This is a genomic window from Serratia sp. CY31944, assembly GCF_052169175.1.
Taxonomy (GTDB): Bacteria; Pseudomonadota; Gammaproteobacteria; order Enterobacterales; family Enterobacteriaceae; genus Serratia; species Serratia sarumanii.
Map to the genome: position 1 here is coordinate 1 of NZ_JBJNLG010000031.1, position 18,771 is coordinate 18,771.

Here is an 18,771-nt window from a genome sequence, read left to right on the forward strand (position 1 = left end):
AGAAATTATCAGGCGATACGTGAAGCATCAGGATAAGAAGGACCAAGAGATCGAACAGCAGATGGAGCTGTTGCAGGATTAACTCGAAAATGGCCCCCTTTTAGGGGGCGTCGTGTAAAACCACCTCCTCAGGAGGTGGTCTTTTACATGCAAAATTCATAAAGCCTCGTCGAATTTGTCGCCGTTCCTGCCGCTTTCCTCAATATTGTTGCCTGTTGATCAAAAGTCTTATGCCGAACCTGGCGTTTTTGCTCACTAAAAATATTGCCATACTCTCTCGCATCGCTATTTATCCACTAATGAGAGAGCAAATATTGTGAGCATCCCTGCATTTGGTTTAGGTACTTTTCGCCTTCAGGATCAGGTCGTTATCGACTCTGTGAGCACGGCACTGGAATTGGGCTATCGGGCTATCGATACCGCACAGATCTATGAAAACGAAGCGGCCGTCGGCCAGGCTATCGCCGCTAGCGGTGTGCCGCGTGACGAGTTGTTCATCACAACCAAGATCTGGATCGCGAATCTGGCTAAGGGCGCCTTAATTCCCAGTCTGCGAGACAGCTTGGCCAAGCTGCAGACCCCGTATGTCGATCTGACGCTGATTCACTGGCCATCGCCAAATGATGAGGTGCCTGTCGCAGAGTTTATGGCTGAACTGCTGGAAGCCAAGCGATTGGGGCTGACCCGTCAGATTGGTATATCTAACTTCACCATCGATCTGATGCAGCAGGCGATTGATGCGGTTGGCGCCGATCAGATTGCGACTAATCAGATCGAACTGTCACCGTTCTTGCAGAATGAAAAAGTGGTGGCGTTCGCACGGCAACATGGTATCGCCATCACCTCTTATATGACGCTGGCGTATGGCAAAGCGTTGCAGGATGAGACGATCAAAAGCATTGCCGCCCGTCACAATGCGACGCCGGCACAGGTGGTTCTGGCTTGGGCGTTGAAGCTGGGCTACGCGGTGATCCCTTCTTCGACCAAGCGCGAAAACCTGGAAAGCAACCTGTTAGCGCAGCAACTGACGCTGAGTGACGAAGATATGGCGCAGATTGCGGCGCTTGAAAGCAACGGCCGATTGGTCAGCCCGGAAGGTCTGGCACCCAACTGGGACTAATCTTCAGATATGAAGACCTCAGGCGCCCCAAGAGGGCGCCTTTTTTAGCGCTTTAGCCGATCGCTGATAAAATCGATAAAGCTGCGCAGGCGGTTACTGACAGCGCTATCGCTGTAGTACACCGCGTTGATCGGCATTTCGAGTGGCAGCGTGTCTCCTACCAGAAGGGGAACCAGGTTCCCGCGTTTGACGTCTTCATCACTCATAAAGTCCGACAGGCAGGCGATGCCGTTGCCGTGTAGGCACAGGTGGCGCTGGGTTTCACCGCTGTTGGTGGTCAGCCCCGGAACGATCTCCAGTTGTCGACCATCGGCACAGGTCAGCGGCCAGCGGTTCAGATTGGGCAGATCGTTAAAGCCGATGCAGCAATGGTGCTCCAGGTCGGCTACCGTCTTTGGCGCGCCATATTGCGCCAGGTAGGCGGGGGAGGCCAGGATGCGTCGATAGCTGGCCATCAGCTTGCGCGCTTTCAGCGTAGAGTCCGTCAGCTCGCCGACGCGGATTGCGATATCCACTTTTCGTTCGATCAAATTGATGAAGTTTTCCGAAGAGACCAGCGACAGGGACATTTCCGGATAGCGCTCACGAAACTCGGCGACCAGCGGCGTCAACAGATGCAAGACGACCGGCGTTGCGGCATCGACGCGCAGCAGCCCCTGCGGGCGTTGACGGCTTTCCATCAACGCATTTTCCGCTGCGGCCATATCGCTCAACACTTTCTGCACCTGCCGAAAGTAGTTTTCGCCTTCTTGGGTCAGACTGATTTGGCGTGTCGTGCGGTTGAGCAGGGTTACCCCCAGCTTGCTCTCCAGCTTTTTTACCGTTCGACTGACCACTGAGTTGGCCTGCTGCAGGCGCTCCGCCGCCCGGCTGAAGCTGCCGCTTTCCACTACGGTGACGAAGGTGATGAGCTCGTCCGAATTCGCTTTCATTTTTGCTCCAAAGGCAAACTCTGTTCTAAATTTTTAGCGATTTCGTCATTTAAACACGTCGGAGCATCGTCGTCACCCACAGGAATCTGATTGCGCATATTCCTGTTTCCCCGTCTGCATTTTGCTGGCCCTTTCGCATTTTTCACCTCTGCTGCATCACCTTTACACTGCTATACCCTCAGAAGATTGAAATCGCCGCAGGCGGCCCCTATAACTGAAAAGGTTATGCCTGTAAAAGCCATGCCCTCTGTGCGGGGCAGGCGTATAATCAATTCACCGTTGGCGAAGTCTTCATCGCCAGTTTCATGCTAATGGGTTATAGGCGAATCGCGTGCCGAAACGAACTTATGCAATGAGGTATGTTGCAGGCCAGCCAGTTGAGCGAATCTTTCCTGGCGCCGTTAATCAGCCGTTGCCGCCAGGGGCGGCGCTGCCGACGACAGGCGCCTTGCGCGTTATGGTGTGGAATATTTTCAAACAGCAGCGAGCCGACTGGCTTTCGGTGCTGAAAAACCATGGCAAAGATGCGCAGCTGGTGCTGTTGCAAGAAGCGCAAACTACGCCGGAGCTGGTGAGCTACGCTACCGCCAACTATCTGGCGGCCGATCAGGTGCCGGCCTTTGTGTTGCCGCAGCACCCTTCCGGCGTGATGACGCTGGCGGCCGCTCATCCGGTTTACTGCTGCCCGCTGCGCGAGCGAGAGCCGCTGCTGCGGCTGTCCAAGTCGGCCCTGATCACCGTTTATCCGCTGTATAACGGCGAGCTGTTGATGGTGGTGAACATCCATGCGGTGAACTTTAGTCTGGGAGTCGACGTCTACAGCAAGCAGCTGGGGCCGATCGGCGAGCAGATCGCCAGCCACCGGGGGCCGGTGATCATGGCCGGGGACTTCAACGCCTGGAGCCGCAAACGTATCAATGCCTTGTATGACTTTGCCGGTGAGATGGCGCTGCGCGAAGTGAGCTTCGCCGACGATCACCGCCGTAAGGCTTTTGGCCGCCCGCTGGACTTTGTGTTTTATCGCAATCTTGGGGTCGTAGAGGCGTCGGTACTGGTGACCAGCGCGTCGGATCACAATCCGCTGTTGGTGGAGTTCCACCCGGAAAAAGATTCTCCCGTCTGGTGAATCGCAGGCAATAAAAAAGCACCCCGAAGGGTGCTTTTTTTGTGCCGGAAACTTAGGTGTCCGGCGTCAGCTTGTTGCCGACAAACAGGGTTAACTTCAGACCGGGTTGAAGGCTGTTGCCTTTACCGAGCGTTGAATTCCAACGCATCACGTCGTTAATATCGACGCCGTGACGACGTGCGATACTGGCAAGCGAATCACCTTTACGAACCTGATAGGTAATACTGCTGTTACCGCCAGTATTGCTGGCCACTTGCAGGGTTTGCCCAACTTTTATGGCGCTCTTGGCGCGTAAGTTGTTCCAACTCTGCAAATCGCTGGTCTTAACGTTCAGCCGCTTGGCAATGCCCGATAAGGTGTCGCCGGAGCGCACTTTATACGAACTGCCACCGGTCAAACCGCTGTTCTTCGCCAACTGCGTCGTTGGCTGAGTCACGGCGATCTGGCCATCGGCCAGCGAGTCTTTCAGTTGCTCGGCATGTCCTTTGGGAACCATGATGTAATGGGGCCCGTTGGGTGCCGTAACGCCTTTTTTGTAGCCTGGGTTATACGCTTTCATCTTGGTGACTGAAAGCCCCGCCATCTCAGCCGCCTGAGTCAGCTGGATCTGCTGCCCGACATCGATACGCGCCAGCGCACGGGTTTCATCCGTTTTCGGGAGTTTCACACCGTACTTCTTGCTGTTCTTGATGATGTCGCTCAGCGCCAGCATTTTCGGGACATAGATTGACGTTTCACGCGGAAGCGACAATGCCCAGAAATTGGTTGGCTTACCCTGGCGTTTGTTTGCCTTCACCGCTTGCATCACGCGGCCTTCACCACTGTTATAGGCGGCTACGGTCAGTAACCAGTCGCCGTTAAACATGCGGTTCAAGCGCTGCATCATGTTAAGCGCAGCGGTTGTCGAGGCGACGACATCGCGTCGACCGTCATACCACTGATTGTTTTTCAAACCATAATTGCGACCCGTTTGCGGCACGATTTGCCATAGCCCTGCGGCGTTGGCACTTGACGTGGCGTGGGGGTCAAAAGCGCTCTCCACTATGGGTAGCAGTACCAGTTCCATCGGCATATTACGTTTCTTAATCTGCCCGACTATCCAGTACATGTACGGCTCTGCCCGTAATGTTACATCGTGGAGATAGCTCTTACTTTTTAAGTACTTTCTTTTCTGATCACGGATCCGGGAATTTTCCGGAACCTCCATCTTCAGCTCGTCGCTAATGAAGTTCCACAGGTCCTGTTGCGCGGCGGGACTGTTGTTATCCAACCACCGCGCCGAGCTCGCTCGGCCATTTGCTGTGTACTCTCCTGCTTCACCATCTTGACCAGCCGAAGACAAACTCTGTGCATGCTGTTCTGGCGCCGGTGCGTCCTGCCTGGACGACTGGCAACCCACTAGCAAGACTGAGGCGAGAAATATCGCTTTAGCCTTCATGTGTGTGTCAATGTAGTTGCTTAAAAGACGAGCAATAATACTTTGCTTCGCCAAATAACACAACTAAAAGCTTAGAAGTTATCTTTCCGCAGGCGTAATTCGGAAAAAACTGAATGAAGGCTTTCCGGTGGTGAATTAAAGCCTAATTTCTTTTGTAAATCAGCGTCATGGCAACGTAAAAACAGGTTAATTTTGCGCTCTAATTGCAATGTGGTTGGCACGCTGGCTTGGCCTTTTGCCCTTAACGCTTCAACATGTTGTTGATATGTTTCAATCTCTCGATCTTCCGGCAAAATAGCCCGCGCAAACTTAAGATTTGAAAGAGTATATTCATGCGCGCAGCAAATTAAGGTGTTATCGGGAAGTTGCGCGAGTTGTTGAAATGAGTCGTACATTTGTTTGGCGCTGCCTTCAAACAGCCTGCCGCAGCCGGCGGAGAAAATTGTGTCGCCGCAGAACAGATAAGGGGCACTATAGAATGCCACATGGCCCAACGTATGGCCGGGGACGGCGATAGTCTTGTATTGGCGGCCATCGATGGCAAAGGTGTCGCCGTCGCGTACGATGTGGTTGGCGCCTTTGTCCGCGGTTTCTTGCGGCCCATAGACAGCCAGGCCGGGATATTGCGCCACGATCTGCGCCACGCCGCCGACGTGATCGTGATGATGGTGGGTCAGCAGGATCGCCGCCGACGTCAGCTGCAGGCGCTGCAGCGCTTCCAGCACCGGCTGCGCCTCACCCGGATCGACGATAATGCAGCGCCCCTGCCGGTCATCCAATAACCAAATGTAATTGTCCTGGAAGGCGGGAATGCTGATAAGATTCATGGTGTACCTCTCGTTGGCAACGGCTTGAAAGAAGATAATAAATCATGAAACCAGCCCATACTCTACAAAAGCTCACCGGCCCGCAGTCTTGGGCGGAGCTGCCGTGGGGGGAATACTATCGTGAAGCCCTCGAGCGGCAGTTGCAACCCTGGTGGCCAAAGCTGTTCGGTTTCCATCTGCTGAAGATGGGCATGCTCAGCGCCGAGCTGGCCACGGACAAATGCGCGATTTCCCATCAGGTCAACGTAGGGTTGGAGGGGGAAGGGCTGCAGGTGATCGCCGATGCTTATCAACTGCCGTTTGCCGCCAAGTCGGTGGATGCCTGCCTGTTGGCGCATACGTTGTCCTACGCGGACGATCCGCACCGCATGCTGCGTGAAGTAGACAGGGTGTTGATCGACGATGGCTGGTTGGTTATCAGCAGCTTCAATCCGTTCAGCCTGCTGGGATTGGGCAAACTGGTGCCCGGATTGCGTCGCCGCCAGCCCTATGTCAGCCGCATGTTTACCCAGATGCGACTGCTGGATTGGCTCAGCCTGCTGAATTATGAGGTGTTGTACCAGGCGCGTTTTCACGTGCTGCCATGGCACCGCAAGGGCGGCAAGTTTTTATGCACTCATTTGCCGGCGCTGGGCTGCATGAGCGTGATTGTGGCGCGCAAACGCACCTTGCCGCTGACGCCCACGCCGATGAAACTGGGGGCGAGAAAACCTTCTCTCAGCCGCGCGGTGGGCGCGACCAAGAGCTATCGCAAACTGCCTTAGGCTTCCGGTTGGTAACCGACGTCTTCCTGCGTCGGCTTACCGGCCGCTTCGCGCGCCAGCACGTCACAACGTTCGTTTTCCGGGTGGCCGGCGTGGCCCTTGACCCATTCCCATTTCACTTCGTGGCGCTGAATGGCCAGATCCAACCGCTGCCACAGATCGACATTCTTGACCGGCTTTTTGTCGGCGGTTTTCCAGCCGCGCTTCTTCCAGTTATGGATCCAACTGGTGATGCCCTGGCGCACATACTGGCTGTCGGTGCTGAGCGTCACGGCGCAGGGCACGGTCAGCGCTTCCAGCGCCACGATCGCCGCCATCATTTCCATGCGGTTATTGGTGGTCAGACGAAAACCCTCGCTGAAGGTTTTTTCCGTCTGCTTATAGCGTAATATCGCGCCGTAGCCACCGGGGCCGGGGTTGCCAAGGCAGGAGCCGTCGGTGAAAATTTCTACCTGTTTGAGCATCTCTGGTAGACTCTTCCTATCAGTTTTATAAAAGCCAAGTCTGACATAAACGAGCGCTGTGAGCACTGCAATATGATCTCTACAACCACCAGACAGATTGTCCTCGATACCGAAACCACCGGTATGAACAAGCTTGGGGTGCACTACGAAGGGCACCGCATTATCGAAATCGGTGCGGTGGAGGTGATTAACCGCCGCCTGACCGGGCGCAATTTCCACGTTTACATCAAGCCGGACAGGCTGGTGGATCCGGAAGCCTACGGCGTACACGGCATCAGCGACGACTTCCTGGCCGATAAGCCGACCTTCGATCAGGTTGCCGAGGAATTCCTCGACTTTATCCGCGGCGGCGAACTGGTGATCCATAACGCGGCGTTCGATATCGGCTTTATGGATCACGAATTCCGCATGCTGCAGCAGGGCATCCCGAAGACAGAGACCTTCTGCACCATCACCGACAGCCTGCTGATGGCGCGCCGCCTGTTCCCGGGCAAGCGCAACAACCTCGATGCCTTGTGCAGCCGTTATGAGATAGACAACAGCAAGCGTACGCTGCACGGCGCATTGCTCGATGCCGAGATCCTGGCGGAAGTCTATCTGGCGATGACCGGCGGTCAGACCTCGATAGCCTTCCAGATGGAGGGGGATACCCAGCAAAACGACGCCGCGCAAGAGATTCAGCGCATCGTCCGTCCGGCGACGGCGATGAAAGTGGTCTACGCCAGCGACGAAGAAGTGAAGGCGCACGAGGCGCGTCTGGATCTGGTGGCGAAGAAGGGCGGCAGCTGCCTGTGGCGCGGAGCGCCGGCCGAATAACGGCGTTTTTGCGTGAAAAAACCTCACCGGATGAACCTTCGTTGAAAAACTGTGCAAACGGTTCATTTGGTGAGAAAAAGGCGTTGACGGAACCGAAAGGCGTCCGTAATATGCGCCTCGTTCCCCCGCAAGAGGGAATGGCGCGGAGCGGTAGTTCAGTTGGTTAGAATACCTGCCTGTCACGCAGGGGGTCGCGGGTTCGAGCCCCGTCCGTTCCGCCACTATTCAGAAGCCCTGAGTTAGCGATAACTCAGGGCTTCGTCGTTTCTGCTCTCTGAAAAACGGTGCGGCTCAATGAACGGGGCCGGCAGACCGGCCCCTTATCCTCAGAATAACACCGAGTAGTTCAAGCCGAAGGTGCGTCCACGGCCTTTATAGCTGTACAGCTCAGGCGAACCGTAGGTTGGGCTGTACAGTATCGGCGCGCGTTGGCCCCAAACGGTGGTGTACTCCTTGTCCAGCAGGTTTTCCACGCTGAAGCTGATTTTCCCCACCGGCAGGGCATAGCTGCCGAGGAAGTCGAGGGTGTTGTAGCCATCGATCTTGCGGCCCTGAGTGGAATTGGCCTTGGTGTAATCACCGTCGTCCGACACGTCGAAGGTCTGCTGCGACTGTAAGCGCAGATTCCAGTCGCCCGGCGCCCAGCCGACATAGGCGGTGACTTTCGATGGGCTGGCGGTATCCACCACCAGCTTCTTCCATTCGCCGTTGACCTTGGTTTCGGAACGGATAACGTTGAAGTTGGTGCCGGCGCTCCAGTCGCTGTCTTCAAAGAAATAATCCACCGCACCTTCTACCCCGTAGATGCGGCGCTTATCCGCATTGACGTTGATGGTCATGTCGGTTTTGTTGATGGCGATGCTCTTGTCGGACAGCGAGTAGTAGGCGGCGATTTGCGTGCGCAGGTTATCGCCGGTATAGCGCCAGCCCAGCTCGTAAGCATTGACCTTGATGCCTTCCAGCCTGGAATCGCCGACGTTAACGCTTTTCAGCAGTTGGTAGTGGCCGCCGTTCAGCGCGTAGGTGCCGTTGCCGTAATACTTGCCCGGATCCGGGATCTCGAAGCCCTGAGAGAAGTTGAACCAGGTTTGCTGGCGCTCGGTCAGGTGCGCCAACAGGCCGGCGTTGAACAGCGCATTGTTGTAGTCGGTTTTCCCTCCCGGAATGGCGTCGGCGGAGGCGGCGGCACCGGTAGCGATCGCCTGCTGCTGGTTATAGCCGACGAAGTCGTCGATTTTGTTTTCGGTGTACTGGTAACGCACGCCGCCGCTCAGGGTGAAGATCGGGTTGATGTCGTAACTGGCCTGCAGGAACGACGCCAGATTGCTGGTGGTATAGCTCGGGTAGCGGCCGGTGCTGTAGGCGTTCTCCAGCGTCATGCCGCCGGACTGTTGCGCCTTCGCCAGGTTAAAGAACTGTTGGTTGGCGTTGAAGCTCTCATGCTCGGCGTCGATGCCGTAAGTCAGCGTCAGCGCGTCGACAGGTTTGCTGTTTAACGTCAGTTTGCCGCCGTAGAAATCGGTTTTTTGCTGCGAAGCGCCAATGCTGCTGACGTAATAGTTCGGCGCTTTGCCCGCCAGCGTTGGGAACGGGTAGAAGGTCAGGGTTTCGTCGCGGTAATAGACCTGCGCCACCAGATCCTGGCCGAGGAAATCGGTGTTGGAATATTGCAGGTTGATCAGATGGCGTTCGGTGCCGGGGATGCGGTCGGAATCTAAGCTACCGCTGTTGTAGGCCTTGGCGTTGCCGGTCACCGCCGCGAAGTTTTCTCCCAGGAACAGGCCGTGGTCGCCGTCGGACTGGCTTTTGTAGTATTGGGTGGTCAGCTGCAACTGTTGATGATCGTCGATGTTGAGGGTGCCGGTGCCCATCACGTCGAGGCGATCGGAATACTGCAGGCTGGTTTGGGTGTTGTCGATCAGTACCTCATTGCCTTTGCCGTCGTACCAGCCGCCATAGCGTTGGTAAGAAACGGACAGGCGCCCCGAGGCGTTGTCGTTGCCGCCGCTGACCGCCGCCGCCACGTTCTCGTCGTGATCGTTATGGCCGCCAAAGCCGGTTTTACCGCCGATCTGTAATTCGACCTGCTGTTCCGGTTGCCCCTTTTTGGTGACGATGTTGATCAGGCCGCCGGTGCTGCCGCCGCCGTACAGCGAGGTCGCGCCGGAAATCACCTCAATATGATCGATATTGAACGGATCGATAGAATCCAATTGGCGGCTGTCGCTGCGCGATGAGTTCAGGCGTACGCCGTCGATCATCACCATCATCGAACGGCCGCGTATATTCATGCCATAGTTGGTGCGGCCCTGGCCGCTGACGTCCATGCCGGGGATCAGCTGCGCCAACATGTCTTTGATCTCTTTGCCGCCCTGGACCTGCTGTTCGATCTCCTGGCTTTCGATGACCCAAGTGGTCTGCGCCATTTCCGCCACGCTGCGGTGCGAACGGCTGGCGGAGACCACCAACTGCTCTTCGTTGCCGGTTTTCTGATCTTCTGCCCAAGCCGCCGGCGCAAGCATTGCCAGCAGACAAGGGTTCAATACCCAAAGGTGTTTGCGTTTCATCGTTATTTCCCAGGTGATTTTGTTATTACTCTATTTTTGAGAATGCTTCTTTTATCAATAACGTTTCTTGTTATCAATAAAATCATGATATGATTTTTTGCGATACATTAACGTAATTAATTAGTTTTATTAACATTTTACCCACTGCGCGATCGAGCACCCCACGCCGTCAACACGGCAGCCGATCGGCCATACGCGCAAGCGACAGCGTTGCCGGAGAATCGAGAACATGTCCGCCAGCTACAGAATTTTTGATATCACCCTGAAAAGCAAAACGCTGATTTCACCTTCGCTGGTGCGCTGCGTGTTTGAAGGTGCAGATATTCATCGGATGAAGCTTGAAGCGCCGGATCAGCGCATCAAACTGTTGTTCCCGGCGGCGGACGGCCAGAGCCCGCAGTTGGTCAACGGCCCGGACTGGTACGGCGATTACATGGCGATCCCCAAAGAACAACGGCCGGTGATGCGCACCTATACACTGCGTGCGCTGCGCCGTGAGCAGAATCAGATGGACGTCGAATTCGTGCTGCATGGTGTGAACGGCCCGGCTTCCGCCTGGGCGACCCACGCCGAGCCGGGTGACGCCATTCAGACGGTCGCGCCCAACGGCGAGTTCGGCGGCGACAGCGGCGGCTACGAATGGGCGCCGCCGGCGCAGTTGCAGCAGGCGCTGTTGATCGCCGATGAGACGGCGGTGCCGGCGGCGATGGGCATTCTGGAGCAGCTGGCGCAGCAGGCCAATCCGCCGTGGGTGCAGGCGTTCTTCGAAGTGCCGGTGGCGGGGGATTGCCTGGATTTGGCCCGTTTCCCGTTCGCCGAGGTTTACTGGCTGCCGCGCGACGTGGGCCGCCAGTTGGCGCACGGTACGCTGCTGGTGGAGGTGGTTCGCCAGCGGGTCGATATCCCCGCGTCGGCGTGCGCGCAGGCGCAGTCCCTGGCGGAAAGCAGCCTGAGCGATGAGGTGCTGTGGGAGCGGGCGGCCGGCGGCAACGCTTTTTATGCCTGGGTGGCGGCCGAGTCTTCCACGGTGAAAACGCTGCGGCGTTATTTGATCGGCGAACGCGATCTGGATCGCGCTACCGTCAACTTCATGGCCTATTGGTGCTGAACCCGCGGCCCTTTTCCGGCATTAACGCTGGAGCAGGGCATGCCGCTGCCATTCCCCACCAACGAATAATCGCTTGCCAGCGGGTAGTTCGACCGTGTTATGTTCCGCTGAAACGAAGGTTACAGCGAGAACGATAATGCAACGATTCGACGAACGCCTGCGCCGCGACTACCCGCAGCTGACGCCGCAGGAGCAGCGGGTGGCCGACTTCATCTTCGATCACTATGACGATTTGATCGGCTACAACAGCGCCGAGCTGGCGCGTCTGAGCGGCGTTTCCAAAGCCACGGTCAGCCGCTTGTTCAAACGGCTGGGCTACCCCAACTACCGCGCCATGCGCGATGAGCTGCGCACCCTGCGCCAAAGCGGCATGCCGCTGACCGACAGCCGCGATGCGGTGCAGGGCGATACGCTATTGGCGCGGCACTGTAAGCAGGAAATGGCCAACCTCACCCGCTGGGTAAAGCAGATCGATGCGGTACAGTTCAGCGCGGCGATCGCCGCACTGGCGCAGGCGCGAAGCGTGATGCTGCTGGGGCTGCGCAACAGCTATCCGGTGGCGATGCACCTGCGCCAGCAGCTGATGCAGGTGCGGGAGCAGGTGCTGCTGGCGCCGCAGCCGGGGCAAACGCTGGCGGAAGATCTGGCGGGGCTGACGCCGCAGGACATGGCGGTGGTGGTGGCGTTCCGTCGCCGGCCGCGCCAGATAAAGGCGCTGCTGGCGCTGTTGCAAAGCCGCGGGGTGCCGACGCTGCTGATCTGCGAACCGCAGGCGCAGGCGTTGTTCCCACTGGCCAACTGGCACTTGACCGTGCCGCTCGACAGCGTGTCGGCGTTCGACAGCTATGCCGCCGCCATGAGCCTGGCCAGCCTGCTCAGCAATGCGTTGCTGCATGAGCGGCTGGCGCAGGGGCGGCAGCGCATTCATCACGTCGCCGAACTGTTCCAGGCGCTGGACGAACTGGAGCTGCGTTAAGCGCGGCAGGTCATTTCTCTTCCTGCACCTTCCGCCGTTTAAGGCGGATCGGTCACCTCATTGTGTTACTTTGGTTTCATTAATTGATAATAAGAATCTTTTGTTTCAACTGAATCCCTATCGGGAGTAGGCTGTTGGGCAGCAAACAAACGTCATGTCGACGCTGACGGCATAACTCAATAACTTACTAAGCTGACAGGGAATGAACATGTTGGATATCTCGCAATTCGATCAGATTAACCCGCCGGCACGCCTGCTGATGGGGCCGGGGCCGATCAACGCCGATCCGCGCGTGCTGCGCGCCATGTCGAGCCAGCTGATCGGCCAGTACGATCCGGCGATGACCGGTTACATGAATCAGGTCATGGCGCTGTACCGCGCGCTGTTCCGCACCGAAAACCGCTGGACGATGCTGGTGGACGGCACCTCGCGCGCCGGTATCGAGGCGCTGCTGGTTTCCGCCATTCGGCCGGGCGATAAGGTGCTGGTGCCGGTCTTCGGCCGTTTCGGGCATCTGCTGTGTGAGATTGCCCGCCGCTGCCGTGCCGAGGTGCACACGATCGAGGTACCGTGGGGCGAGGTGTTCAGCGCCGATCGCATCGAAGACGCGATTAAGCGAGTGCGCCCGCGCCTGCTGCTGACGGTGCAGGGCGACACCTCCACCACCATGCTGCAGCCGCTGGATGAGCTGGGCGATATCTGCCGCCGCCACGGCGTGCTGTTCTATACCGATGCGACGGCTTCCTTCGGCGGCAATCCGTTGGAGACCGATGCCTGGGGGCTGGATGCGGTCTCCGCCGGGCTGCAGAAGTGCCTGGGCGGCCCCTCCGGCAGCTCGCCGGTCACTCTCAGCCCGCAGTTTGAAGAGGCGGTGCGCCGCCGTAAATGCGTGGAGGCGGGGATCCGCACCGCCGAGCATGCCGACGGCGACGACGAGATGATTTACTCCAACTATTTCGACATCGGCATGATCATGGATTATTGGGGACCGGAACGCCTGAATCACCATACCGAAGCCACCAGCATGCTGTTCGCAGCGCGCGAATGTGCGCGGGTGATCCTTGAAGAAGGGCTGGATCAGGCCATCGCCCGCCACCGGCTGCATGGCGCGGCGATGCTGGCGGGCATCCGGGGCATGGGGCTGGCGGTGTTCGGCGATCTCGAACACCGCATGAATAACGTGCTCGGCGTGATGATCCCGCCGCAGGTACAGGGTGAACAGGTGCGGCAGATGATGCTGAACGACTTTGGCATCGAAATCGGCACCTCGTTCGGCCCGCTGCAGGGCAAGATCTGGCGCATCGGCACCATGGGCTACAACGCGCGCAAAGATTGCGTGCTGCAAACCCTGGCGGCGCTGGAGGCGGTGCTGAACCGCCTCGGTTTCGCCAGCAAGCAGGGCGAGGCGTTGCAGGCCGCCTGGAACGTTTATGACGCAGGCAAGCGTGGATGACGCCGCTGGAGGCGCAGCAGGCTGCCGCACGGGTGATGGCGCGCTGTGACGAGCTGGCGGCGATCAGCGCAGAGCCCGATCGGCTGACGCGTCTTTATCTCTCTGCCGAACATCGGCGCGCCAATCGCCTGGTCGGAGAGTGGATGCGCGAGAGCGGCATGCGGGTGTGGCAAGACAGCGTCGGTAATATCTGCGGCCGTTATGAAGGGCTCACGTCCGCTGCCCCCGCGCTGCTGCTTGGTTCGCATCTGGACACGGTGCGCAACGCCGGGCGTTATGACGGCATGCTCGGCGTGCTCACGGCGCTGGAGACGGTGGCGCACTATCACCGCCAGGGGCGCCGTTTGCCGCTGGCGCTGGAGGTGATCGGTTTTGCCGACGAAGAGGGCGCGCGCTTTGGCGTCACGCTGCTCGGCAGCCGCGGGCTGACCGGTCAATGGCCGCAGGAATGGCTGGCGCAGACGGATGCCGACGGGGTGAGCATCGCGCAGGCCATGCGCGACTTTGGGCTGGATCCGGCGGCGATCGCACAGGCGCGTCGCGCGCCAAACGAAATTCGCGCCTATCTCGAATTGCATATCGAACAGGGGCCGTGTCTGGAGGCGGCCGATTTGGCGCTGGGCGTGGTGACGGCGATCAATGGCGCGCGCCGGCTTACCTGCACTTTCAGCGGTGAAGCGGGCCACGCCGGCACGGTGCCTATGGTGCAGCGCAAAGACGCGTTGGCGGCCGCGGCGGAATGGATAACGGCGGTCGAAACGCTGACCCGCGCCGCCGATCCGCATTTGGTGGCCACCGTGGGGTGTATTGAATGCCTGCCGGGCGCGATCAACGTGATCCCCGGCGAAGTGCGATTGACGCTCGACGTGCGCGGCCCGCAGGATGCGCAACTGGCGGCGCTGTTGACGGCATTGCTGGCGCAGGCGCAGGCGATCTGCGTACGCCGCGGCGTGCGCTTCGCCAGTGAAGAGTTTTACCGCATTGACGCCACTGCCTGCGATAGCGAGCTGCAGCAATGCTGGCAGGCGGCCGTCGAGCAGGTACAGGGGCGCAGTCTGGCGCTGCCGAGCGGCGCCGGGCATGACGCCATCGCCGTGGCGGCGCACTGGCCGGTCGGCATGTTGTTCGTGCGTTGCGCCGGCGGCGTCAGCCATCATCCGGCCGAAGCGGTGCGGCAGGCGGACGTGGCGCTGGCGATCCAGGCCTATTGCCTGACGATCGCCGGCTGGGAAAAGGGGGAGTCAGTCTAAACGCAGAAAGCTGTCGGCGTCGCGCCAGGCCGGGAAGGCGCTGCGGTAACTCTGCAGGGTTTCCAGCGACAGCTCGGCGTCCAGCCGCGTGGCCGCGCCTGGCTCCGCATCCGCCAGGATCTCGCCCTGAGGGCTGATGATCAGGCTGTCGCCGCTGTAGCTCAGGCCGTTGGGATCGTCGCCCACCCGGTTGCAGCCCGCCACATACACCTGGTTTTCAATCGCCCGCGCCGCCAGCAGCGTTTGCCAATGGTGACTGCGCGGCGCCGGCCAGTTGGCGACGTACAGCGCCAGATCGTAATCCTGCTGATAGCGCGCCCAAACCGGGAAACGCAGGTCGTAGCAGATCTGCGGCAGGATGCGCCAGCCGCGCCATTCGAAGATTTCACGCCGGTTGCCGGCTTGGTAGTGCAGGTGTTCGCCGGCCATGCGGAACAGGTGGCGTTTGTCATAGGCGTGTACCTGGCCGCCCGGCTCCACCAGCAGGAAACGGTTGACCGCGCCCTCGTCGGTTTTCAGCGCCACGCTGCCGCCGATTAACGCGTGGCTTTTCACCGCCCAACCGTGCAGCCAGTCGATCACCTGCTGTTCGGACAGGGCGCTCTCGCCGGCATCCATGGCGAAACCGGTGGTGAACATCTCCGGCAAGACGATGAGATCGCGGCCGACGATCGGCGCCAGCAACGCGTCGAAGGCGGCCAGATTGGCGAGGCCGTCGCGCCAGACCAAAGGTTGCTGCAACAGGGTAATTTTTAAAGTCGACATAACCGCTCCGCAGCTGCATCCAGCGTGGCGTCCTGTTTAGCGAAGCACAGCCGGATCAATTTATGGGGGAAAGGATCGGCACAGAAGACCGACAGCGGAATGGCCGCCACGCCCACGTGCTCGGTTAACCAATGGCAGAACGCCACATCGTCCAGATCGGAGATGGCGCCATAGTCCGCCAGCAAGAAGTATGTACCCGCGCAGGGTAAAATTTCCAGTCGGCTGCTCGCCAGCGCCTGCACAAAGCGGTCGCGTTTGGCGCGATAGAACGCCGGCAGCTGTCGCCAGTGCTCCGGCTCGGCGCGCAGGCTATCCGCCAGCGCCAGCTGGGCCGGGGTATTGACCGAAAAGGTCAGGTATTGATGCACTTTGCGCACCTCGGCGCTCAGCGCGGCGGGTGCCACGCAATAGCCCACTTTCCAGCCGGTCATGTGGAAGGTTTTGCCGAAAGAGGACACCGCGATCGCGCGTTGGCGCAGCTGCGGGTGGGCCAGCACGCTGGCGTGCCCGCCTTTGGCGAAGCAGATGTGTTCGTAAACCTCGTCGCTGAGCACGTAGATTTCGCGTTCGGCGATAGCGTGCCACAGCTGCTGCATGTCTTCCGCCTGCCAGGCGGTGGCGGACGGGTTGTGCGGCGTGTTGACGATCACCAGGCGGGTGCGCGGCGACAGCGCGGCGGCGAACGCTGGCCAATCCACGGCAAACGCGGGCGGCTGCAGGGCGATGCGTTTGAGTATGCCGCCGGCCAACGTCACCGCCGGAGCATAGCTGTCGTAGCTGGGATCGAAACAGACCACCTCGTCGCCGGGGCGCACCAGCGCGCTGATGGCGGCGAACAGCGCTTCGGTGGCGCCGGCGGTGACGGTCACTTCACTGCCGGCGTCCGGCTGCCAGCCATACAGCTCGGCGGTTTTGTCGGCGATGGCTTCACGCAGCGGCGCCACGCCGGTCATCGGCGCATATTGGTTGGCGCCCTGGGCGACGTGCCAGGCCAGACGTTCTTTCAGGTAGTCCGGGCCGTCGAAATCGGGGAAGCCCTGCGACAGGTTGATCGCCTGGTGCTGCTGCGCCAGCGCGCTCATCTGGGTAAAGATGGTGGTGCCCAGCGAGGGCAGTTTGCTTTCGGGAATCAATGCGGAAGTGCTCATAGCAGGTGAATACTCCAGGCGCTTATATTGCCGTCAATATAACACGATGCTAGTATTTGGCAATCAAGACGCTTAGATGGCTAAATGCGAAAAAATGCTTAGCCCGCCACGCGGCAGGCAAAGCTTCTTCTGCCGGCCGCCTTACCAAACGGGAAACGATAATAATGACGGATAATCCGCAACTTACCGCATTGCTGGCGGCCTGCCACTGGATTGGCGACAAAGGCTGGTGCCCGGCGACCGGCGGCAACATGTCGCTGCGCCTGGACGAACGTCAGTGCCTGGTCACCGAGTCCGGCAAAGACAAGGGTAGCCTGAGCGCCGCCGATTTTCTGCGGGTGGATATTGCCGACAATCATGTGCCGAGCGGCCGCACGCCGTCGGCGGAGACCGGGCTGCATACGCTGCTCTATCGCCTGTCTGCGCATATCGGCGCGGTGCTGCATACCCATTCTGTCAACGCTACCGTCCTGTCGCGGGTGGAACGCGGCGATGCGCTGGTGCTGCAGGGGTACGAAATGCAGAAGTCGCTGGCCGGCCAGCGCAGCCACCTGGACCGCGTGGCGATCCCCATTTTTGACAACGATCAGGACATTCCCCGGCTGGCTGCGCGCGTGGCGGCCTATGCCGAGGCCACGCCGCTGCAATACGGCTTTCTGGTGCGCGGCCACGGTCTGTATTGTTGGGGAAGCCAGGTGGCGGAAGCTCGCCGCCATCTTGAAGGGCTGGAATTCTTGTTCCAGTGTGAACTGCAACGCCGCTTACTGGAGGCGAAATGATCCGCGCCATCGTGACCGATATAGAAGGCACCACCAGCGATATTCGCTTCGTGCATCAGGTACTGTTTCCTTATGCCCGCGAACGGCTGGCGGATTTTGTACGCCGCCATGCCGCTGAGAGCGAAGTCGCCGCACCGCTGGCGGCGCTGCGCGCTGAAATTGGCCAACCGCAGGCCGATCTCGACGTGCTGATCGCCGCGCTGTACCGCTTTATGGATGAAGACCGCAAATCCACCGCACTCAAGGCGCTGCAGGGCATCATCTGGCGCAGCGGCTACCGCGAGGGTGATTTCCGCGGGCATCTGTATCCGGAAGTCGCCGGGCAGTTGGCCGCCTGGCAGCGGCAGGGGGTGAAACTTTACGTTTATTCCTCCGGTTCGGTGGAGGCGCAGAAGCTGCTGTTCGGCCACAGCGACGCGGGCGATCTGCAGCCGCTGTTCAGCGGCTATTTCGATACGCACGTCGGCGCCAAGCGTGAAACCGCGTCGTACCGCAACATCGCGCAGGCTATCGGCATCGCGCCCGACGAGCTGCTGTTTTTGTCCGACATCCGCCAGGAGCTGGATGCGGCGCAGACCGCCGGCTGGCATACCTGCCAGCTGATCCGCGATGACGCGGACGCGCAGAGCCGGCATCCGCAGGTTAACCGTTTTGATCGTATCGATTTAGGGGAGTTCGTCTCATGAGTGGATTGACCATTTTCAGCGATACAGCGCCGCAGCAACCGCTGTGGCAGAGCCGTGATGCGCAGGAGATCCAGCGGCAGTTGGCGCAGATCGGCGTGCGCTTTGAGCGCTGGCAGGCGGATCGCGAGCTGGGCGACAATCCGCAGCCGGAGGCGGTGATCGCGGCCTACCAGCATGAGATCGACCGGCTGGTGGCGGAAAAGGGTTACCAGAGCTGGGACGTGATCAGCATGCGGCCGGACCATGAGCAACGCCAGGCGCTGCGTGAAAAATTCCTGTCCGAACATACGCACGGCGAAGATGAAGTGCGCTTTTTCGTCGAGGGCGCAGGGCTGTTTTGCCTGCATCTGGACGGCAAGATCTTCCAGATCCTGTGTGAAAAGAACGATCTGATCTCGGTGCCGGCCAATACCCGGCACTGGTTCGATATGGGATCGGCGCCGCACTTTACCGCGATCCGGGTGTTCGACAACCCGGAAGGCTGGGTGGCGCATTTCACCGGCGACAAGATCGCCGATGCTTATCCGCGTTTGGACTGAGTGCCGATGGGCG

General features: G+C 59.3%; 18 protein-coding genes, 1 tRNA gene and 1 pseudogene. 13 read left to right on the forward strand and 7 right to left on the reverse strand.

All coding sequences use genetic code 11. The annotated features are described in order from the left end of the window. Nucleotides 1-82, forward strand: a pseudogene (locus tag ACJ8IN_RS23470) (IS200/IS605 family transposase); the annotation flags it as partial. 234 nt (nt 83-316) lie between these two features. Continuing rightward, nucleotides 317-1,120 carry a 2,5-didehydrogluconate reductase DkgB gene (dkgB, locus tag ACJ8IN_RS23475; RefSeq protein ID WP_049213734.1) on the forward strand — a complete coding sequence of 268 codons (804 nt, stop codon included), beginning with the start codon at nt 317-319 and terminating at the stop codon, nt 1,118-1,120. 44 nt (nt 1,121-1,164) lie between these two features. On the opposite strand, the gene yafC is transcribed toward dkgB, so the two are convergent. After that, on the reverse strand, nt 1,165-2,052 hold the full coding sequence (yafC, locus tag ACJ8IN_RS23480; protein ID WP_060429497.1) for a DNA-binding transcriptional regulator YafC: 888 nt from the start codon (nt 2,050-2,052) through the stop codon (nt 1,165-1,167). Between the two features lie 331 nt (nt 2,053-2,383). Here yafC and ACJ8IN_RS23485 point away from each other — a divergent pair, with 331 nt between their 5' ends. Continuing rightward, nucleotides 2,384-3,178, forward strand: a complete 795-nt coding sequence (locus ACJ8IN_RS23485; RefSeq protein ID WP_028127832.1) for an endonuclease/exonuclease/phosphatase family protein — start codon at nt 2,384-2,386, stop codon at nt 3,176-3,178. A gap of 52 nt (nt 3,179-3,230) precedes the next feature. Here ACJ8IN_RS23485 and mltD read toward each other — a convergent pair whose 3' ends face one another. Together mltD and gloB are read right to left on the reverse strand one after the other, a co-directional pair. Further along, nucleotides 3,231-4,616, reverse strand: a complete 1,386-nt coding sequence (mltD, locus tag ACJ8IN_RS23490; RefSeq protein WP_033653353.1) for a murein transglycosylase D — start codon at nt 4,614-4,616, stop codon at nt 3,231-3,233. Between the two features lie 71 nt (nt 4,617-4,687). Then, a complete protein-coding gene (gene gloB, locus ACJ8IN_RS23495; protein WP_060422220.1) occupies nt 4,688-5,443 on the reverse strand; it encodes a hydroxyacylglutathione hydrolase in 756 nt (251 codons plus the stop codon). Nucleotides 5,444-5,487: 44 nt separating this feature from the next. Here gloB and ACJ8IN_RS23500 point away from each other — a divergent pair, with 44 nt between their 5' ends. After that, nucleotides 5,488-6,207, forward strand: a complete 720-nt coding sequence (locus ACJ8IN_RS23500) for a class I SAM-dependent methyltransferase (protein WP_033637192.1) — start codon at nt 5,488-5,490, stop codon at nt 6,205-6,207. On the opposite strand, the gene rnhA is transcribed toward ACJ8IN_RS23500, so the two are convergent. Next, on the reverse strand, nt 6,204-6,671 hold the full coding sequence (gene rnhA / locus ACJ8IN_RS23505) for a ribonuclease HI (protein ID WP_033649910.1): 468 nt from the start codon (nt 6,669-6,671) through the stop codon (nt 6,204-6,206). The two genes, ACJ8IN_RS23500 and rnhA, sit on opposite strands and share 4 nt — an antisense overlap. 72 nt (nt 6,672-6,743) lie before the next feature. On the opposite strand from rnhA, the gene dnaQ reads away from it, so the two are divergent. Then, nucleotides 6,744-7,487: a DNA polymerase III subunit epsilon gene (gene dnaQ, locus ACJ8IN_RS23510; protein WP_004930195.1), complete on the forward strand. Its 744-nt coding sequence runs from the start codon at nt 6,744-6,746 to the stop codon at nt 7,485-7,487. Nucleotides 7,488-7,631: 144 nt separating this feature from the next. Then, nucleotides 7,632-7,708 (forward strand) — tRNA-Asp (locus ACJ8IN_RS23515). A gap of 105 nt (nt 7,709-7,813) precedes the next feature. Here the strand turns inward: ACJ8IN_RS23515 and ACJ8IN_RS23520 are convergent. Continuing rightward, nucleotides 7,814-10,054 carry a TonB-dependent siderophore receptor gene (locus ACJ8IN_RS23520; RefSeq protein WP_047569204.1) on the reverse strand — a complete coding sequence of 747 codons (2,241 nt, stop codon included), beginning with the start codon at nt 10,052-10,054 and terminating at the stop codon, nt 7,814-7,816. A gap of 229 nt (nt 10,055-10,283) precedes the next feature. Between ACJ8IN_RS23520 and ACJ8IN_RS23525 the strand changes: the two genes are divergently transcribed. The 4 genes from ACJ8IN_RS23525 to hpxK all read left to right on the forward strand — a co-directional run bounded on the left by ACJ8IN_RS23525 (nt 10,284) and on the right by hpxK (nt 14,841). Next, nucleotides 10,284-11,162 (forward strand): siderophore-interacting protein, encoded by an 879-nt coding sequence (locus ACJ8IN_RS23525; protein WP_308325445.1) that lies wholly within the window; start codon nt 10,284-10,286, stop codon nt 11,160-11,162. 136 nt (nt 11,163-11,298) lie between these two features. Beyond that, a complete protein-coding gene (locus tag ACJ8IN_RS23530) occupies nt 11,299-12,138 on the forward strand; it encodes a MurR/RpiR family transcriptional regulator (RefSeq protein WP_033653349.1) in 840 nt (279 codons plus the stop codon). 208 nt (nt 12,139-12,346) lie between these two features. Next, nucleotides 12,347-13,591 (forward strand): pyridoxal-phosphate-dependent aminotransferase family protein, encoded by a 1,245-nt coding sequence (locus tag ACJ8IN_RS23535; protein ID WP_308325446.1) that lies wholly within the window; start codon nt 12,347-12,349, stop codon nt 13,589-13,591. Beyond that, nucleotides 13,588-14,841 carry an allantoate amidohydrolase gene (hpxK, locus tag ACJ8IN_RS23540; protein ID WP_161765028.1) on the forward strand — a complete coding sequence of 418 codons (1,254 nt, stop codon included), beginning with the start codon at nt 13,588-13,590 and terminating at the stop codon, nt 14,839-14,841. The genes ACJ8IN_RS23535 and hpxK overlap by 4 nt, the downstream gene beginning before the upstream one ends. On the opposite strand, the gene ACJ8IN_RS23545 is transcribed toward hpxK, so the two are convergent. Together ACJ8IN_RS23545 and ACJ8IN_RS23550 are read right to left on the reverse strand one after the other, a co-directional pair. Then, the gene (locus ACJ8IN_RS23545) at nt 14,833-15,606 is read right to left on the reverse strand and encodes an amidohydrolase (protein ID WP_161765031.1); all 774 of its coding nucleotides are present in this window, start codon (nt 15,604-15,606) and stop codon (nt 14,833-14,835) included. The genes hpxK and ACJ8IN_RS23545 overlap by 9 nt on opposite strands. Further along, nucleotides 15,594-16,754 (reverse strand): pyridoxal phosphate-dependent aminotransferase, encoded by a 1,161-nt coding sequence (locus ACJ8IN_RS23550; RefSeq protein WP_039567062.1) that lies wholly within the window; start codon nt 16,752-16,754, stop codon nt 15,594-15,596. Before ACJ8IN_RS23550 ends, ACJ8IN_RS23545 begins: the two co-directional genes overlap by 13 nt. 164 nt (nt 16,755-16,918) lie before the next feature. On the opposite strand from ACJ8IN_RS23550, the gene ACJ8IN_RS23555 reads away from it, so the two are divergent. The 3 genes from ACJ8IN_RS23555 to ACJ8IN_RS23565 are packed head-to-tail and all read left to right on the forward strand — an operon-like array spanning nt 16,919 to nt 18,758. Then, nucleotides 16,919-17,533 carry a methylthioribulose 1-phosphate dehydratase gene (locus ACJ8IN_RS23555; RefSeq protein WP_060422214.1) on the forward strand — a complete coding sequence of 205 codons (615 nt, stop codon included), beginning with the start codon at nt 16,919-16,921 and terminating at the stop codon, nt 17,531-17,533. After that, nucleotides 17,530-18,219, forward strand: a complete 690-nt coding sequence (gene mtnC, locus ACJ8IN_RS23560; protein WP_060422211.1) for an acireductone synthase — start codon at nt 17,530-17,532, stop codon at nt 18,217-18,219. Before ACJ8IN_RS23555 ends, mtnC begins: the two co-directional genes overlap by 4 nt. Beyond that, nucleotides 18,216-18,758: a 1,2-dihydroxy-3-keto-5-methylthiopentene dioxygenase gene (locus ACJ8IN_RS23565; RefSeq protein ID WP_015376726.1), complete on the forward strand. Its 543-nt coding sequence runs from the start codon at nt 18,216-18,218 to the stop codon at nt 18,756-18,758. Before mtnC ends, ACJ8IN_RS23565 begins: the two co-directional genes overlap by 4 nt. Nucleotides 18,759-18,771: the final 13 nt, after the last annotated feature.

Bases quoted from the DNA above. Each gene is read 5' to 3' on its own strand.
- yafC (WP_060429497.1), bottom strand. From the start codon at position 2,052: ATGAAAGCGAATTCGGACGAGCTCATCACCTTCGTCACCGTAGTGGAA.
- mltD (WP_033653353.1), bottom strand. From the start codon at position 4,616: ATGAAGGCTAAAGCGATATTTCTCGCCTCAGTCTTGCTAGTGGGTTGC.
- gloB (WP_060422220.1), bottom strand. From the start codon at position 5,443: ATGAATCTTATCAGCATTCCCGCCTTCCAGGACAATTACATTTGGTTA.
- ACJ8IN_RS23500 (WP_033637192.1), top strand. From the start codon at position 5,488: ATGAAACCAGCCCATACTCTACAAAAGCTCACCGGCCCGCAGTCTTGG.
- rnhA (WP_033649910.1), bottom strand. From the start codon at position 6,671: ATGCTCAAACAGGTAGAAATTTTCACCGACGGCTCCTGCCTTGGCAAC.
- dnaQ (WP_004930195.1), top strand. From the start codon at position 6,744: ATGATCTCTACAACCACCAGACAGATTGTCCTCGATACCGAAACCACC.
- ACJ8IN_RS23520 (WP_047569204.1), bottom strand. From the start codon at position 10,054: ATGAAACGCAAACACCTTTGGGTATTGAACCCTTGTCTGCTGGCAATG.
- ACJ8IN_RS23525 (WP_308325445.1), top strand. From the start codon at position 10,284: ATGTCCGCCAGCTACAGAATTTTTGATATCACCCTGAAAAGCAAAACG.
- ACJ8IN_RS23530 (WP_033653349.1), top strand. From the start codon at position 11,299: ATGCAACGATTCGACGAACGCCTGCGCCGCGACTACCCGCAGCTGACG.
- ACJ8IN_RS23535 (WP_308325446.1), top strand. From the start codon at position 12,347: ATGTTGGATATCTCGCAATTCGATCAGATTAACCCGCCGGCACGCCTG.
- hpxK (WP_161765028.1), top strand. From the start codon at position 13,588: ATGACGCCGCTGGAGGCGCAGCAGGCTGCCGCACGGGTGATGGCGCGC.
- ACJ8IN_RS23545 (WP_161765031.1), bottom strand. From the start codon at position 15,606: ATGTCGACTTTAAAAATTACCCTGTTGCAGCAACCTTTGGTCTGGCGC.
- ACJ8IN_RS23550 (WP_039567062.1), bottom strand. From the start codon at position 16,754: ATGAGCACTTCCGCATTGATTCCCGAAAGCAAACTGCCCTCGCTGGGC.
- ACJ8IN_RS23555 (WP_060422214.1), top strand. From the start codon at position 16,919: ATGACGGATAATCCGCAACTTACCGCATTGCTGGCGGCCTGCCACTGG.
- mtnC (WP_060422211.1), top strand. From the start codon at position 17,530: ATGATCCGCGCCATCGTGACCGATATAGAAGGCACCACCAGCGATATT.
- ACJ8IN_RS23565 (WP_015376726.1), top strand. From the start codon at position 18,216: ATGAGTGGATTGACCATTTTCAGCGATACAGCGCCGCAGCAACCGCTG.